This window comes from Pelagerythrobacter marinus (assembly GCF_009827515.1).
Taxonomy (GTDB): domain Bacteria; phylum Pseudomonadota; class Alphaproteobacteria; order Sphingomonadales; family Sphingomonadaceae; genus Pelagerythrobacter; species Pelagerythrobacter marinus.
In genome coordinates this window covers 16,010-31,928 of the sequence record NZ_WTYO01000007.1, presented here as the reverse complement: position 1 = coordinate 31,928, position 15,919 = coordinate 16,010, and the positions used below count along the sequence as shown (strand labels likewise).

The following is a 15,919-nucleotide window of genomic DNA, read 5'->3' as shown; positions in this document are numbered from 1 at the left end:
ATGTCGCGATTGAACAGGGAGATCAGGATGATGCTGAAATCAAGGGGGCTGCCAGCCCTCCTCGCGGGCACGGCTCTCGTCGTATTTGCCACGCCGCTTCGTGCACAGGCGGGCGAACAGCCCGGCCCAGCGCCCGACGACGCGGAAACCTCGCAGGGCGGGAATGAAGGAAACACCATAGTCGTCACGGGTACCCGCATTCGCGGCGCGCGGGTGGTCGGCGAGGTCATTTCGCTCGATGGAGAGGCCATCGTGGAAGCAGGGCAAGTCGATCTCGGGGAAGCGATCCGCTCGCTGCCGCAGAATTTCTCAGGGGGTCAAAACCCGGGGATCGGCTTCGGTGCGGGCAGCGCGAACAGCAATGTCAACTCAGCGTCGAGCGCCAATTTGCGGGGCCTTGGCCCCGACGCCACGCTGACCCTCCTCAATGGTCACCGCCTGCCATACGATTCGGCGCTCCAGGGTGTCGATATCTCCGCCATACCCCTGCCTGCGGTGGACCGGATCGAAATCGTACCGGACGGCGCATCGGCTATCTATGGCTCGGACGCCGTGGGAGGGGTCGTCAATGTCGTTCTGCGGCGAGACTTCGAAGGCATCACCACGTCGGGGCAGATTGGAGCGAGCACGGACGGGGGCTACTTCCGCCAGCAGGCTGACATCGTCGGAGGCACGCGCTGGAGCAGTGGCGGTTTCCTGCTCGCCTACGACTTTTCCAACAACTCCAGGATCGCTGCGCGCCAGCGCTCCTATGCGGCATCGCTCGATCCCGAGACCTCGCTGTATCCTTCGCAGCGTCGCCACGCGGCAATCTTTTCCGGGCACCAGATGGTCGCGTCCGGTGTGACCGCGCGCCTCGATGCGCTCTATTCCACACGTAGCTCAAGAATCGTCAGCGGCACGCCGGCGGCGCGGTTCGTGTCCGAGCCGGATGTCGAAGCGATCACTTTCGCCCCTTCGCTCGAGATCGAGCTCGGCTCGGGTTGGATGGCGACGGCGCTTGGCGTGTTCGGGCGCGATCGAACGCATTTCCAGACAAATTCCACGCAAAATGGCGCGGAAACGGTCACGACAGGCTGCTTCTGCAACGCCATCGCTTCGGGAGAGATCGGTGCCGAGGGTCCGTTGTTCACGCTTCCCGGCGGGGCTGCAAGGCTTGCGGTAGGCACCGGATTTCGCAACAATCGTCTCGACTTCTCGCGGGAAATCAATGCCAGTCCCTCGGCGGCCTTCGATATCACCCGGCGCAGCCGGTTCGCTTACGGGGAGCTCTTTCTCCCCATCATTTCGGGCAGCAATGATATTTCCGGGATCGAACGGCTCAGTCTCTCGGCCGCGCTGCGCTATGAGGACTACCCGGGCCTCGATCAGCTGGCCACGCCGCGCCTCGGTGCGATCTATTCGCCTGTCGCCGGGCTGACCTTCCGGGCAAGCTGGTCGCGATCCTTCAAGGCGCCCACGCTGTTTCAGCAGTTTACGCCCTATCAGGCATTCCTGCTCCCCGCTGTAGCTTTTGGCGCGGGCTCCGGTCCGGACACCGTCCTGTTCACCAGCGGCGGCAATCCGGATATCCAGTCCGAACGTGCACGCAGCTGGACCGCCGGGGTCGAGCTTGAGCCGGCGGGCGTCCCCGGCCTGCTCGTTTCGGCAACATGGTACGATATTCGCTACAGCGACAGGGTCGTGCAGCCGATTGCCGGATCGATTGCCGCTGCCTTCCGCGATCCGGGTTTCGCGAGCCTGATCGATTTCTCGCCGCAGGCCGATCTGCTGGCAGGACTCATCTCCGGAGCCCAGCTGGGCCTGCAGAACTTTTCCGGCTCGCCCTACGATGCGGCCAATGTGGTCGCCCTGGTCGACAACCGGAATATCAACGTCGCGGTCCAGCAGATCGAAGGCATCGATGCGCGCATCTCATGGACCCGCAGGCTGCACGGCGACGATTCCATGTCGCTCGAGCTCGCCGGCAGCTGGCTCGACAGCGACCAGCAGCTGACCGCCGCGCTCCCCAAGGTGCAGCTTTCGGGAACAGTGTTCAATCCTCCTCGCATCCGCGCCCGGGGGACCGCCCGCTACGAAACGGGCGCGTTCAAGGCGAATGCCGCGCTCAACTACACCGGAGCCTTGAGAGATCGACGATTTGCCGAAGAAAGCCGGATTGCACCGAGCGCAACTCTCGATCTCGGATTCAGTTACGAGATTATCGAAGGCGCGGACAGGGATCCGGGCCTGGAGGTTTCGTTTACCATCCAGAACGTCTTCGATGACGAGCCCGAGGTCATCGCCATTACCGGGCCGAACGACACACCGTATGATTCGACCAATTATTCGCCAATCGGCCGCTTCATCGCCTTCGGTATCAGGAGGCACTGGTGATGGGTTTCCTGGCTGCTGCCCTGTCCTTCTCGATCATCCCCACCGCCGAACTGCCCCGGTCGCCTCAAGACCCCTGCGCAGCTTTCGACGGCGCTTCGTCGCATGTCGAGGAGCGCACCATGACGGCAGTGGACCTGGTGCAACTGGCCGATATCGGGCGGTCGGATCCCAACGAAACGCCAAGCGCCTTCGGGGTGTCTCCCGACATGACGCAGATCGCCTTTGTCGTTCGGCGCGGCAATGCCGAGACCAACAGCTATTGCCAGCGGCTGGTGGTCATGCCGCTCGACAGGAGCCAGGCACCGCGGGAGCTCGATCGGGGCGGTGAATACCTGCGTGACGATTTTCGGCTGCGCGAATTTCCGTCGGTCACCGCGGGCTGGGTCAAGGTCAACACGCCGCGCTTCTCTCCGGACGGACGCGCGATCGCCTATCTCAAGCGGATCGAAGGGTCGACCCAGGTCTGGCTGGCGGACAGCGCGGGAGGAACGGACGCGCGGCAAGTCACCACCCTCCCCGACGATGTCGATGCGTTCGCCTGGCTCGGCGGCGGCGAAGCGCTCGTCGTCGCCACGAGGCCCGGAATAAGACGGGCGGCGCTGGGAATCGCGCAGCAGGCGCGCCGGGGCTTCCTCTACGACGAGAGCATTTCGCCGCAATTCACGTCCCGCCCGATCCCGCGGGAAGCAATCGCGACGGAATACACCACCATCGATCTCGCGACAGGGGAATCCCGAAGCTCCACGCCAGAAGAGATAGCCGTGCTGTCTCCGGAAGGACCGCAAGGTCTCCCCGAGCGGGCGCGTGGCTACGTCGCCGGTCCCGAAGGATGGGCCGCGTGGCTCGAGCCCAAGTTTCCCGACCGCTATATCTCTCCGACGCGGCTGGTTCTGTCCGATCCGACGGACACCCGGATCAGCTGCCCTGCAAAGCTGTGCGAAGGCATCATGCGGATGTGGTGGTCGCCTTCCGAACGCGCGCTCTTCGCCGTCCAGAAGACAGGCTGGGGGCAGAGCAGCATGGGAATCCTGCGCTGGGATATCGGTGCCAGTGTACCGCGCCGCCTGATGGTCAGCGACGACATGCTGATCGGATGCGCTCTGGCCGCAGACGAGATCATCTGCGCGCGCGAAGGAGCGACAACCCCGCGACGGCTGGTGGGGATCGGCCTCGACAATGGCGAGGCGCGACTGATTCACGATCCCAATCCTCTGGTTTCCTCGCTCGACCTTGGTTCGGTCCAGCGTTTCCGGTTCAGCAATGCCTATGGTGTGGAAAGCTATGCCGATCTCGTGCTGCCTCCCGATCATCAGCCGGGTCAACGCCATCCGCTGGTCGTCGTCCAATATATCAGCCACGGGTTCCTGCGCGGAGGCTCGGGGGACGAAGTCCCCGTACAGCCACTGGCTGCTCGCGGTTTTGCCGTTCTCAGTTTCGCCAAGCCCGACCTCGCCCCCGCTGTCGCACAAGCGCAAACCGCGACCGAACTGCTGAGCGCCAACAGGGTCGACTGGCTCGACCGGCGCAATGTCCAGTCCTCGCTCGATATCGCGCTCGATCACGCGATCGGGACCGGCACTGTCGATGCCAGTCGCATAGGCCTCACCGGCTGGAGCGATGGGGTCTCGTCGGCCCAGTTCGCCTTGATCAATTCGCCTCGATACAAGGTCGCCAGCCTCGGATCGTGCTGCGAGGACATGTACAGCTACGTGCTGTCCGCCGGGCCCGCCTACAGTGCATTCACCCGGAGCATCGGCTACCGGTTCCTCGAGGACGGCGCGGAGGAATTCTGGCGCCCGATGTCGCTGATCCTCAACGTGGACCGCGTCGATGTCCCGATCCTCATCCAGAATGCCGACAGCGAATATGAGGGCGGCCTCGATGTGGTCGAGGTCTACCGCCACAAGGGCAAGCCGATCGAGCTTCACGTGTTCGAGGATGAGACGCACTACAAATGGCAGCCTGCCCATCGCAGTGCGGTCTACGAACGGACCACCGAATGGCTCGAGTTCTGGCTCATGAAGCGCAGAAACTGTGTCTCCGAGCGCGACCGGCAATACGACCGGTGGCTGACGATGGAAGGCGCTCCAACACGGGCCGAGTTGACCTGCTCGCCCGGGTCCTAATCCTGCCACGCCCGAGCCCAGTGTTCGGCTTCGGCAAGGTCGAGCAACCGGTAGATAATCGAATCTCCGGTGTAAGCGTCGATCCCCAGGGCCTGTTCGACGGCCGGCAGGTCGAGCAGGCCCTGGCGTGCGAGAAGGCCGTCCATCAGGGAGTGCCTGACAGCCTGCCGGTTCCGATCGAAAATCGCGCGGATATAGCTATCGGGGCCGGCCTTGGCTGTGCGCGTGAGGATCGAGGGTGGCAATGCGTCCGCAAAAGCGCGCCGCGCCACAGAGCGATTCAATCCGCCCTCGCACCATAACCAGGTCGGAATAGCGAGGCACAGTTCCATGAGCGGCTGGCTCATCAAGGGCGAAAAGCGGGACATTGGCGATATCAGTCCGTGAAGATGGTTCTGGCATCGCATGATCAGCGCCAGGTGATCATGCTTGCCGCCGTGCGGCCCGACGGGAACCCTGGTCCAGGGCGCTACCGGTTCGGCACTTTCGAAGTCCGGCGCGGGACGTGACAGCAGACGCTCGTCAGCAGGCCATGGCGGGAAACCAGCGGGCCTCGTCATCCTGCGCCAGATCGCTGTCGCCATTTCGGGAACATCGCAGCCGGTTACGCGACAGCTGTCGAGGAAAGTCGAGGCCCAGCCCGAAAGTGTGAATTCGGCTCGCAGTCGATCGTCAATCGGTGCTGCCGAGTGTAGATAGCAGAACAGATTGTCACCGCCGTTGCCGTCCATGATCGTAACCGCGCCGAGATCATCGGCAGCCTTGGCGAACAACCGATCGACGCCGTTGAGAAAGGACTTGCGCGAAGGGCGAGGCAAGGCACCCGAGGCACTTTCGAGAGGGTCGAACAGCGCAGGGTCGTAGATGCCTTCCGCGAGAGGGACATCGAGGTGTTCGGCCAGACGCCGGACGGCTGGTCGCTCGTCGCCGCTGGGATCGGCGGTGGCGGCCGTGACGCATGAAAACGCCGCACCGCCACAATGGAGTGCGCCACAGATGAACGAGGAATCGACGCCCCCCGATGCGGCCACGGTGACTGGCCCCAGCGATCTTTCCCAGGCGCCTATCACGGCAATCGCCGTCTCGCGCAGCTGGTTGGCCGCATCGCCGAACGAGGGATGGGGGGCGACAGGCATGAAGGCATCGGGTCGCCAGAGGAGCTTTTCCGATATCGAGCGTCCGAAGATGGTGGTCAGGCTGCCGGGCGGTACCTCTCGCACGCCTTTCAGACAGGTGGCGCGCGAGCGCAGCTCGGGTCGGCAAAGAAACGCATGGACGTCCTTCCAGTCGACCCGCAGGTGCACATGCGTGCATCGTTCGAGCACCCGAACGTTAGAGGATATCACCACGTGGTTCTCGGTGGTGACCGAATACACCGGCAGCAGTCCAGAAGGATCGACGAGAACGGAGGTCCCGCGCTCGTCAGGGTCAGTCAATACAGCGATGTAGGCACCCCAACACCGATCGAGCAGACGACGAGCCATGCTCTGTGCGTCTTCGTCCACTTCCCGGTCGGACACGATCGAACGGCAGGCCGCCCCGTCGGGACGGGAAAAAAGCGTACCGATCACGATCCCCCGGGAGCCCATGTCGATCACTGGCATGCCGCCGCCAAGCCAAACCCGCGGCTCATCTGCGCGAAGCGTCCCGAGATCGGAATGCAGCCGTGGGCGAGCGGAAAGTAGCGCACTGTTGGTGAGCGGAACTGCCAGTGCGAATCCAGGGCTGCTCACAGCACCAGCAGCGGGGTATAGCGCTGCACCTCCTCGACGCTGTCGTTGAGCACCACATCGTCCGCCTGCGCCCAGCAATGGGCCGCAAACGGCGCGAGCTTTACGGCGATGACGACGTTCACAGGGGCGCCACGGGCCGCGAGCCGAACGGCCAGCGCAATGGATCGCGGCAGGCACCGGTTCGCGGCGGTGCGCAAGATGCGGGCATGTTCGAAGGAACGGACGATACGGTCCGCAATCGCAGAATCGCTGCGGGGGCGACCCCGGCGCGCAAGAAGCTGCCGGGTCTCGCTGAGAACGGAATGGAAGCCCGAAGTCGCAATTCGCCGTTCGACACGCCGCTGCGTCCAGAGCGAGTGGGCAATCTCGGACAGGCTGAATGCGCCGAACTCGATAGCCTGCGATGTCCGGGTCGGCGGTGCCCAGTTCAAAGGCCGCGGGAAATCCGGCGGCTGGCGCCAGCGCTCGCGTCCGCTTCGTGCGACCATGTCGAGAAATGTATGGTTCTGGTCTCGGCCAAGTCGAAAATACCGGTCCGCGGCCAGGTCGAGGAAGATCAGCTGTCCATCGATCTCACGCCACGCCAAAGCGTCGCGATCAGGGTCCGGAGGCACCATGACGGCGGGTGGCGCGCGCACCGCGCAGGCGCGCGCGCCCGACCGGCTCAGTCGTCGGCCATTCCCATCGCGTAACGGGAGGGACCGGTGCTCAGATCGACATCGAAGATTGCATTGCCCTTGGTTTCGACGGACGCCTGTCCGAGTTCCACCACCGGCTCTTCGATTGCTTGTGGTTCTTTCATTGATCTTCTCCTTGTCAAAATCGCGACTCCAAATGCCGCCAACCAAGACTGGTTCGACAAAGACGATCATTCCAATTTATAATGTAATTATAATCGGCACCCGGCCCAAAGGGTGCGACCGGGCAATGGAAGCACTCGTTGGCAAGTACCTCGATACCTTTGGCTTGCGGCTTGGACATGCGTATCGATGCCCGGTCGCAGGGAATTTGAGTTCCCGGCCTAAATATATGACGGAAACACCGCCGAAGCAAAGAACTTGTTCGCAAGACCTTTACGCGCAGTATCGAGAAAATAGGCAATTCATTGCTGGCGGACCTTCTATTCTTTCTCGCGCCCAGCAGCGCGGCGCCGGGCCTTCGCGAATTCACGATCGCTGGCGATGAAGCGTTCGAGCATCGGCCCGATCAGCGCGGCTGGTTGCGGCGCGTCCTTGACCGCTCCGCCATTAAGGATGGTGCCGTAATCGACCAGCTGGCGATGCAGGCGTGCAGGGATCTCGACCGACAGCCGGACCGGCTTTTCATCGGTGATATCGGACATCTTCAAACGGGTCATGACCCACTCTCCAGCACAATGTCGCGCGTAACCAGCACGCGCACCGGGTAGCCGGGCCGGATGGTGAGCGTCGGGCGAACATCGAGCTCGCGGGAAACGACCTGCTCACCAGCCCGGCCGATGCTGTCCTGGCTGCCGCGGCGCAGCGCGCGGACCAGTTCGCTGTCCCCACCTGCCCCGAGTTCGCCGCCGATGCCGAGTATCGTCGAGACCAGCGCGGCTTTCAGCACCCCGCCCCAGTGGTAATCCACCCGGTCTTCGAGCCCCGCATATCCGGCGGGATCGGCGGCAGGCTGGCGCTCGAGCACGATCGAACGACCATCGGGGAGGATCAGGCGGTTCCAGGCCAGCAGCACGCGGCGATGGCCAAAGCCGACATCGGACTGGTAATCACCGATCAACCGCGCGCCCTGCCCGATCAGCAAGCGTTGTCCCGTCACGCTGTCATAGACGTTCTGGGTCACCTGCGCGGTCACCAGCCCGGGCTGGTCGGACCGGATCCCGGTAATGAGCGCCGCGGGAATGATCGAACCCGATTGCAGGACGGCTGCAGTCGGCGCCGCCTCAAGTTGCTGCATCGAAGCCGTCCTGCGTTCGGCCGGCCGGTCGAGGAATGCGCGCGCGGCCGGTGGCGCGTCAGCACCGATACCCGGGGCTGACCCGAGCCCGCTAGCGACATCCGTTTGCACGAGACTGGCGGGCTGAGCCCCGCCGCCAAAGAACAGGCGGCTGGCTCTCGCAGCTTCGCTCTCCTGCGCGATGCGCTGACGCGCGGCCTCCCGCGCGGCGATCGCTGGCGATTGCGAAGCCGGCCGAGCGCCCACGGGCGGAAGCGCGGCGACAGCGCCGCGATCCTGCGCATCGAGAATCGGCTTGCCGAGGTCGCCGGGCAAGGGCGGCCCGAGCCTGGGCACCTGCGTATAGTCCCGGGGCGCCGACGCGAGGCCGTCCGCGACAGCAGTGCTTTCGGTATTCACCAATTCCTCGCCCTGCTCGTGCGACGCCGGCCGGAGCGCGAACAGCAAGGCGCCGCCGACCAGGGCCAGACCGGCGGCGCTGGTGATGCCAATGGCCTTGCGCGACAACCGGACCACGCGCGGCCCTTCCCCGCGCAGTCTCACGATCGACTCCGCATTGTCCGGTTGGCGGTCGAGAGGCTCCTCGCTCATGACGACCCGCGCGCACGGTTGGTGATCCTGACGCGCACCTGCCCGCGGCCGGCGCCCAGGCGCAGTTCGGCCTTGTCGAACAGGCGATCGACGATGATGTAGCGGCCCGATACCCGGTAGTTGGCGAGCTCGGCCCCGTCGTCTTCGCCGATAATGAAGAAAGGTGGCATCTCGCCCTGCGCGATGTCGGGCGGAAACTCGATCAGCGTGCGCCGTCCGTCGTCGAAGACGCGGACCGGTCGCCAGTCCGGACGGTCGCCGGACAAGCGATAGGCGAAATTCAGGTCTTGGAGCGCAAATCCTTCGGCGACCGGAGCGGTCCGTGTGGCTTCGGTTTCCGCCTTGCGCAGCGCGATCAACTCGTCTTGCGGATAGATCCAGCTGACCGAGGCCATGTAGATGCGCGGGTTGGCGCGCAACTCGACATGATAGGTGCGCCGGTCGGTATTGATCACGAGATTGGTCGCGATATCGGGCCGGGTCGGCTTGACGAGAATATGCACCCTGGCAGTCGCACCGCTACCGCTGATCGTGTCGCCAATCATCCAGCGCACCGTATCGCCTGCGGCAACCGGCCCGGGTCCGACCAGTGTCTCACCCTCCTGCAAAGCGATGTCGGTCACCTGCCCCGGCTTGGTGTAGACCTGGAACAGGGCGCCTTCGTTATAGGCATAACGCTGGATGGCATTCTGGAATCCGGCATTGTCGGGCTGGACCCGGGCGGAATCGTTCGCCGCTCCAACCTGCTCCTGAGGATCGGGGGCGGGATCGGAGGCAGGGGAGCGGCGCGCGGCAGCGGGGGAGGACTGCCGCGAAAGAAGGAGGCGTGCGCCAGCGACACGATGGCCTGCGTTCGGCGGTAATCGAACGATGGCGCTCAACGCCGCCGCAGCGGCCTGCGACTGGGGGGCAGGCGTCGCCGACGCGGGCGCGGCGGCTGCAAGCGAGAGAACGCCGACGAGGCTGGAACGAATGAAGGTTTGCGGGCGGGACATCAGCCGAGCTCCTTTGACCAGTTGATAGAGGTGACGAAAATTCCCAGCGGATTGCGCGTCAGCACATCTGGATCGCGCGGTGGCTGGACCGCGATCCCCAGGATCGCGGTCCAGCGGCTCGTCTCGGCAAGCGCGCCGTCGCGGTAGCGCCGCTCGACCCAGGCGACGCGGAAACTCTTCGGCGAAGCGCGGATCACGCTGGTGACCTCGATCGCCACCTGTTCGTGGCCGACCACAGCGAACGGATCGTTGGCGCGCGCATACTCGTTGAGCGCGAGCGCGCCGCGATCGCTCGCAAAGTCGTAGGCCCGCAGCCAGTTCTCGCGCACGACGATCGCGTCGTCGGGAATGGACCGGACGTTCTCGATGAAGCGCGCGAGATGGAAGGCGATCTGGGTATCGCCGGGCGTAAAGCCGGCGTCGGCGGGGGCAACGCTGCGCGCTTCGCCCAGCTTGTCGACCTCGACGACCCAGGGGACGATCGTTCCGCGCGCATTCTGCCACATGAGACCGCCGGTCAGGATGGCCGAGAGACCAAGTGCCCCGAAGAACGCGAAGCGCCAGCTTTTCGCCTGGACGCGCGCCGAACCGATGCGGTCATCCCAGACCTGCGCCGCGCGCTGGTATGGCGTCTCTGCCTGCGGGGTCTTGCCGTACCGGATCGAAGGGCGTTTGAACATTTGCCGTCAGTCCTTTTCTCGTGTGTCGATCGAGGCGCCTGCGCCATGGCCGTCGCCGGCGCGCACGGTGTGCGCGGCGAGCGATGCGGAGTGGCCGAGGCTCTGGCGCTGCTTCATGGATCTGGCCCAGGATGGCGGGCCGTCGCTGCTCGCTGCCTGTCCGCTATCGGACGGCGGGGAACCTGGGGCAGGCACGATACGCCCTCCCATGTGACCGACCGCCGAGCGCGCACCCTCCCGGAAATTGCCTCGGGCACTGTCGGTTGCGGCGCGCAGCGGAGACATCGCCGCGCCGCCCGCGGCGCGCCCGACACCGGCCATACCGCCCGCCACAGCTGCTCCGCCGCTCCTGCCCGCCGAACCCGTGGCATAGGCCATGGTCGCACCGCCGGCGGCGCGCGAGGTGCCGCGCGCGACCGAAGAGGCGGCGCTGGCAACCGCACCGCCGGCCAGTTTGGCCCCGGCGACGCCGCCAACCGCCGCACCACCTGCGAGAAGGGCAGTCCCGGCTGCCGCGCCGGCACCCAGTTGCGGCCCGCCCGCGACGATCCCGTTGGCGATGCCGGGGCCGAAAATGCCGAGGCCGAGCAGCGTCAGGCTGGCGAGCACGATGGCCAGGACATCCTCGATCGTCGGCTCGCCCGGAATGGCGCCGGTGAACTCGGCGAAGAGGGTCGAGCCGATGCCGATGATCACGGCGAGCACCAGCACCTTGATCCCCGAGGAGACCACATTGCCGAGCACGCGCTCGGCCATGAAGGCTGTCTTGCCGAACAGGCCGAAAGGAATGAGCACGAAACCCGCAAGCGTCGTCAGCTTGAACTCGATCAGGGTGACGAACAGCTGGATCGCGAGGATGAAGAAGGCGATGATGACCACCGCCCATGCGACGAGCAGGATGACGATCTGCAGGAAGTTCTCGAAGAAGCTCACATAGCCGAGCAGGTCTTCCATGGATTCGAGCAGTGGCCAGGCGGCATCGATGCCGACCTGCGCGACCCGGCCCGGCTGCAGGAGGTCGGCAGCCCCGAGCCCGGAGCCGCTGGCCTTGAGGCCGAGCCCGGCAAAGCTGTTGAAGACGATGTTCGCGAGCGCGCTCCAGTTGCCGATGATGTAGGCGAAGATGCCGACAAAGAGCGTTTTCTTGACGAGGCGGGCGATGATGTCGTCCTGCTCGCCCCAGCTCCAGAACAGGGCAGTCAGCGTCACATCGATCACGATCAGCGTGGTCGCGATGAAGGCGACCTCGCCCGAAAGCAGCCCGAAGCCGCTGTCGATGTACCGCGAAAATACCGCCAGGAAGCGATCGACGACGCCGGTCCCGCCCATGTCAGCGCTCCTCGCGCGTTGGCGACGAGCGAAGGACCGGATCGGACAAAGCCGACTCCTTATTCAGCCCGGAATAGGCATCGGGATGCTCGACGCCGAAGAATCGTCGCCGCTTCTCGGCCCAGGCCGCCCGGCAATCGGGCGAAGACAGCGCGAGCTCTCCCATATCCGAACACGCTCCGAGACGGGCGGGCAGCGGATCGCCATCGGGCACCCGGACGGTAGCGGCCGGCTCGACGCGTGGCCCGGGCTCCTCGCGCAACTGCACGAGCGTCATGGCGAGCGCGAGGCCGACAAAAACGGCCGCACCAATCCGCGCGATGAGCTTTCCGTCCATGACGGATCAGTCCGATCCGCCGGGCACGTAGCGGGGCCGATCGGCGAGAAAACGCCGGAGTTGTTCGTGCGCCTGGCGCTTGGCCGCCGCGCGGTCGGCCGCGTGGAGCGCCTGCGCGCGGCTCGAGGCCGCCAGCGTTGCCGTCAGATCGGCGAGCTGGCGCGCTTGCAGCGCGAGCAGCTGATTGCCGGCCTGGGCCGCCTGCAGCGCCCCTGTGGCGGACTGGCTCGCGCCGACCAGGCTGCCAATCGCCGCGCGCGAGCCTTCGATGTTGGCGACCGCGCCCGCCTGGACTTTCAGCGCGTCCTCGAAGCCGGCAATGCTGTTCTGCCAGCGTGCTTCGGCGCCTTCGACCATGGCCTGCTGCGAGGCGCCGAGCGGAACGTTCCGGTACTGGGCCGCGAAGGCCGTCTCGATCTCGCGCACATCGTAGGCGATGCGTTGGGCCTGGCTCAGCAGTTGCTGTGTCTGCCGGATCTGGTCCTGCAAGGGCTGAAGGATGCTCGTCGGCAGGCGCTCGAGGTTCTTCGCCTGGTTGATGAGCGACGTCGCCTGGTTCTGCAGCATGCGGATCTGGTTGTTGATCTGCTCAAGCGTGCGAGCGGCAGTCAGCACGTTCTGCGCGTAATTGGACGGATCGTAAACGATCCCGCCGAACTGGGCGTGTGCAGGCGTCGATACCAAGGCGCTCGTACTCGCCAAGGCGAGCGCAATGCCCATGGCCATGCTGCGGAAGATTTTTCGAGAGGTCACTTCAGGTCTCCTTCTGGTGGGTTTGGGGGGTCGGAAGAGTGCGCATCGCTGCCGAGCAATTCGGCGGCCCAGTGGAGGCCGCGATACCTCAGCCAGTGGACGGCAAAGCCGCTCCGACCATGCTTTTCGATGATGCGGGACATAGCGAGCTGGTCGCTCTTGGAAGAAGCGGCGGCAAAGGCGAGCGCCACTTCGCCAAGGCCAAGTTCGAACAGGCGATTACCGCGAGAGGACTGACAGTAATAATCGCGCTTGGCCGTTGCCCGGCTGAGGATTTCAATCTGGCGGTCGTTCAGTCCGAAGCGGCGATAGATACCCAAAATCTGGGGTTCGACCGCCCGGTCATTGGGCAGGAAGATTCGCGTCGGACAGCTTTCGATAATCGCCGGCGCGATCGCCGAGGTCTCGATATCGGCAAGGCTTTGAGTGGCGAAAACGACGCTCGCATTCTTCTTGCGCAGGGTCTTGAGCCATTCGCGCAGCTGCGCGGCGAAGGCCGGACTGTCGAGCACCAGCCAGCCTTCGTCGATAATAATGAGTGTGGGCGAGCCGTCGAGGCGACCTCCGATACTGTGAAACAGATATGACAGCACGGCGGGCGCAGCCGCCGATCCGGTCAGCCCTTCGGTCTCGAACGCCTGGAAACTCGCTTCGCCCAGCCGTTCGCTTTCGGCATCGAGGAGCCGTCCGAACGGCCCACCGACGCAGTAGGGGGCAAGCGCCTGCTTCAATGCCTGCGATTGCAAAAGGACAGCAAGTCCGGTGAGCGTGCGCTCAGCGACCGGGGCGCTCGCCAGCGAGCTCAGCGCCGACCACAGATGATCCTTGGTCTCCGGATCGATTGCGACACCCTCCGCAGCGAGGATCGCCTGGAGCCACTCCGAAGCCCAGTTGCGCTGTGCCGGCTCATCGATCCGCGCCAGCGGTTGCAGCAGGACCGCCTCGTCGCTGTCCTCGGAAAGACCCGACCCCAGATCCTGCCAATCGCCGCCGCACGCGAGCGCGGCCGCACGGATCGAGCCGCCGAAATCGAAAGCGAAAATTTGCGACCCGGCATAGCGGCGAAACTGCAGCGCCATCATTGCCAGCAAGACCGATTTGCCCGCCCCGGTCGGACCGACGACGAGGCTGTGTCCGACATCGCCGACATGAAGCGAAAATCGGAACGGGGTCGAGCCTTCGGTCTTGGCGTAAAACAACGGCGGCGCGTCAAAATGCGTATCGCTTTCCGGTCCGGCCCAGACGGCCGAAAGCGGCATCATATGCGCAAGGTTCAGCGTCGAGATCGGGGGCTGGCGAACATTGGCGTAGACATGGCCGGGCAGCGATCCGAGCCAGGCCTCGATCGCATTCATGCCTTCGGTCACGCAGGTAAAATCGCGTCCCTGGATGACCTTCTCGACCAGCCGCAGCTTCTCGGCGGCAAGCGCTGGCTCTTCGTCCCACACCGTAACGGTCGCGGTGACCAGCGCGAGCCCGACATGGTCAGCGCCCAGCTCCTGTAGCGCGGCATCGGCATCCTCGGCCTTGTTGGCCGCATCGCTGTCGACCAGCACCGAGGCCTCGTTGGTCATCACTTCCTTGAGGATCGCGGCGACCGATTTGCGCTTCGCAAACCACTGCCGGCGGATTTTCGAGAGCAGCTTCGTCGCATCGCTCTTGTCGAGCATGATCGCCCGCGTCGCCCAGCGATAGGCAAAGCCCTGCGCATTGAGATCATCAAGCAGCCCGGGGAATGTCGCGCTCGGAAAGCCGATCACGGTCAGTGTCCGCAGATGGGCCGAACCCAGGCGCGGTTCGAGACCGCCGGTCAGCGGCTCGTCGGCAAGCAGCGCATCGAGATGCATCGGGGTTTCGGGAACGCGTACATCGTGCATCCGCGTCGAGATGCAGCTGTGAAGATAGCTCAGGGTCTCGCCATCATCGAGCCATTGGACCTCGGGAAAGAACCCTTCGAACAGGCGCAGCAGCCGGTCGGTCCGATCGGCGAAGCCCTCGAGAAGCTCGCGCGGATCCACGCCTTTCTCGGCCTTTCCTTCGTAGAGCCAGCTTTCAGCCCGCGCGGCATCCTCGGCAGGCGGCATCCATAGGAAGGTCAGAAAATAGCGGCTCTCGAAATGCGCGCCCTCCTCTGCGAACTGCGCGGCGCGCTCTCGTTCGACCAGTGCCGAGGCCGGATCGGGAAATGCGCAGACGGGATAATCCAGTGCCGGACGGCGCACGGCCTCGACGAAGATCGACCAGCCCGAACCGAGCCGGCGCAGCGCACTGTTCAGGCGCGCCGTCGTTGCAACCAGTTCGGCAGGGGTCGCGCTGTCGAGATCCGGCCCGCGAAAGCGAGACGTGCGCTGGAAGCTGCCGTCCTTGTTGAGCACGACGCCGGGGGCGACGAGCGCCGCCCATGGCAGGAAGTCCGCAAGCCGGTCGGCCTTGTTCCGATATTCGCGCAAGCTCAGCATGGCTCAGACCTGCAGATGCGCGGGGAACCGCAGATGCCGCCGCGCGACATCGACGAATTGAGGATCGTGCCGGGCGGCCCAGACCGCGACCATGTGGCCGAGCGCGAAAAACGCGACGCCTGCGATCCACAGCTGCAGACCCAGTCCGATCGCACCCGCCAGCGTCGCGTTGGCGATGGCAAGTCCGCGCGGCGCACCGCCGAGCAGGATATGCTCGGTCAGCGCCCGGTGGACAGGGACGGCAAAGCCGTTCGGCAGAGAAGATTGACCGCTATCCATCACACCAGCGCTCCGCCGCCGAAGGAGAAGAACGAAAGGAAGAAAGAGGACGCGGCAAAGGCGATCGAAAGCCCGAAGACGATCTGGATCAGGCGCCGGAAACCTCCCGAGGTATCCCCGAAAGCAAGTGCCAGCCCGGTGGCGATGATGATGATCACCGCGACGATCTTAGCGACCGGGCCCTGGATGGATTCGAGGATCGCCTGGAGCGGCGCTTCCCACGGCATCGACGAGCCGGCGGCATGGGCGGGCGCCGCAAATGCCAGCGCAATGACGCTGCCAACGATCAAAGCGGACAGGCGCGGGTGCGCTCGCGACAAGATATG

Annotated in this window: 15 protein-coding genes; 2 read left to right on the top strand and 13 right to left on the bottom strand. The window is 64.9% G+C overall.

Going from position 1 to position 15,919, the window contains the following annotated elements; translation table 11 throughout:
• The first annotated feature begins 27 nt into the window (after window positions 1-27).
• Entirely contained in the window at window positions 28-2,376 is a 2,349-nt protein-coding gene (locus GRI72_RS13185; protein ID WP_160734394.1) for a TonB-dependent receptor plug domain-containing protein, read from the top strand.
• Window positions 2,376-4,502, top strand: a complete 2,127-nt coding sequence (locus GRI72_RS13180) for an Atxe2 family lasso peptide isopeptidase (RefSeq protein WP_160734393.1) — start codon at window positions 2,376-2,378, stop codon at window positions 4,500-4,502. Before GRI72_RS13185 ends, GRI72_RS13180 begins: the two co-directional genes overlap by 1 nt.
• Here GRI72_RS13180 and GRI72_RS13175 read toward each other — a convergent pair.
• The 13 genes from GRI72_RS13175 to GRI72_RS13115 all read right to left on the bottom strand — a co-directional run bounded on the left by GRI72_RS13175 (window position 4,499) and on the right by GRI72_RS13115 (window position 15,916).
• Window positions 4,499-6,091, bottom strand: a complete 1,593-nt coding sequence (locus GRI72_RS13175) for an asparagine synthase-related protein (RefSeq protein WP_237487189.1) — start codon at window positions 6,089-6,091, stop codon at window positions 4,499-4,501. The two genes, GRI72_RS13180 and GRI72_RS13175, sit on opposite strands and share 4 nt — an antisense overlap.
• Window positions 6,092-6,231: 140 nt before the next feature.
• Window positions 6,232-6,852 (bottom strand): lasso peptide biosynthesis B2 protein, encoded by a 621-nt coding sequence (locus GRI72_RS13170; RefSeq protein WP_160734391.1) that lies wholly within the window; start codon window positions 6,850-6,852, stop codon window positions 6,232-6,234.
• Window positions 6,853-6,899: 47 nt separating this feature from the next.
• Window positions 6,900-7,037 carry a hypothetical protein gene (locus tag GRI72_RS13165; RefSeq protein ID WP_160734390.1) on the bottom strand — a complete coding sequence of 46 codons (138 nt, stop codon included), beginning with the start codon at window positions 7,035-7,037 and terminating at the stop codon, window positions 6,900-6,902.
• Window positions 7,038-7,355: 318 nt separating this feature from the next.
• Entirely contained in the window at window positions 7,356-7,592 is a 237-nt protein-coding gene (locus tag GRI72_RS13160; RefSeq protein ID WP_066558432.1) for a DUF2274 domain-containing protein, read from the bottom strand.
• Window positions 7,589-8,761, bottom strand: coding sequence for a TraB/TrbI/VirB10 family type IV secretion system protein (locus tag GRI72_RS13155; protein WP_066558438.1), 1,173 nt, complete (start codon window positions 8,759-8,761; stop codon window positions 7,589-7,591). Before GRI72_RS13155 ends, GRI72_RS13160 begins: the two co-directional genes overlap by 4 nt.
• Window positions 8,758-9,756, bottom strand: a complete 999-nt coding sequence (trbG, locus tag GRI72_RS13150) for a P-type conjugative transfer protein TrbG (protein ID WP_066558439.1) — start codon at window positions 9,754-9,756, stop codon at window positions 8,758-8,760. The genes GRI72_RS13155 and trbG overlap by 4 nt, the downstream gene beginning before the upstream one ends.
• A complete protein-coding gene (trbF, locus tag GRI72_RS13145) occupies window positions 9,756-10,436 on the bottom strand; it encodes a conjugal transfer protein TrbF (protein ID WP_160734389.1) in 681 nt (226 codons plus the stop codon). The genes trbG and trbF overlap by 1 nt, the downstream gene beginning before the upstream one ends.
• A 6-nt stretch (window positions 10,437-10,442) precedes the next feature.
• Window positions 10,443-11,765 (bottom strand): P-type conjugative transfer protein TrbL, encoded by a 1,323-nt coding sequence (gene trbL, locus GRI72_RS13140; RefSeq protein ID WP_160734388.1) that lies wholly within the window; start codon window positions 11,763-11,765, stop codon window positions 10,443-10,445.
• 1 nt (window position 11,766) lies between these two features.
• Window positions 11,767-12,102 (bottom strand): putative entry exclusion protein TrbK-alt, encoded by a 336-nt coding sequence (gene trbK-alt / locus GRI72_RS13135; RefSeq protein WP_066558444.1) that lies wholly within the window; start codon window positions 12,100-12,102, stop codon window positions 11,767-11,769.
• A gap of 6 nt (window positions 12,103-12,108) precedes the next feature.
• Window positions 12,109-12,828, bottom strand: coding sequence for a P-type conjugative transfer protein TrbJ (gene trbJ, locus GRI72_RS13130; RefSeq protein ID WP_156500552.1), 720 nt, complete (start codon window positions 12,826-12,828; stop codon window positions 12,109-12,111).
• A gap of 23 nt (window positions 12,829-12,851) precedes the next feature.
• A complete protein-coding gene (gene trbE / locus GRI72_RS13125; RefSeq protein WP_160734387.1) occupies window positions 12,852-15,314 on the bottom strand; it encodes a conjugal transfer protein TrbE in 2,463 nt (820 codons plus the stop codon).
• 3 nt (window positions 15,315-15,317) lie between these two features.
• Window positions 15,318-15,593, bottom strand: a complete 276-nt coding sequence (locus GRI72_RS13120; protein ID WP_066558458.1) for a VirB3 family type IV secretion system protein — start codon at window positions 15,591-15,593, stop codon at window positions 15,318-15,320.
• Entirely contained in the window at window positions 15,593-15,916 is a 324-nt protein-coding gene (locus GRI72_RS13115) for a TrbC/VirB2 family type IV secretion system protein (protein ID WP_255356053.1), read from the bottom strand. Before GRI72_RS13115 ends, GRI72_RS13120 begins: the two co-directional genes overlap by 1 nt.
• Window positions 15,917-15,919 lie beyond the last annotated feature (3 nt).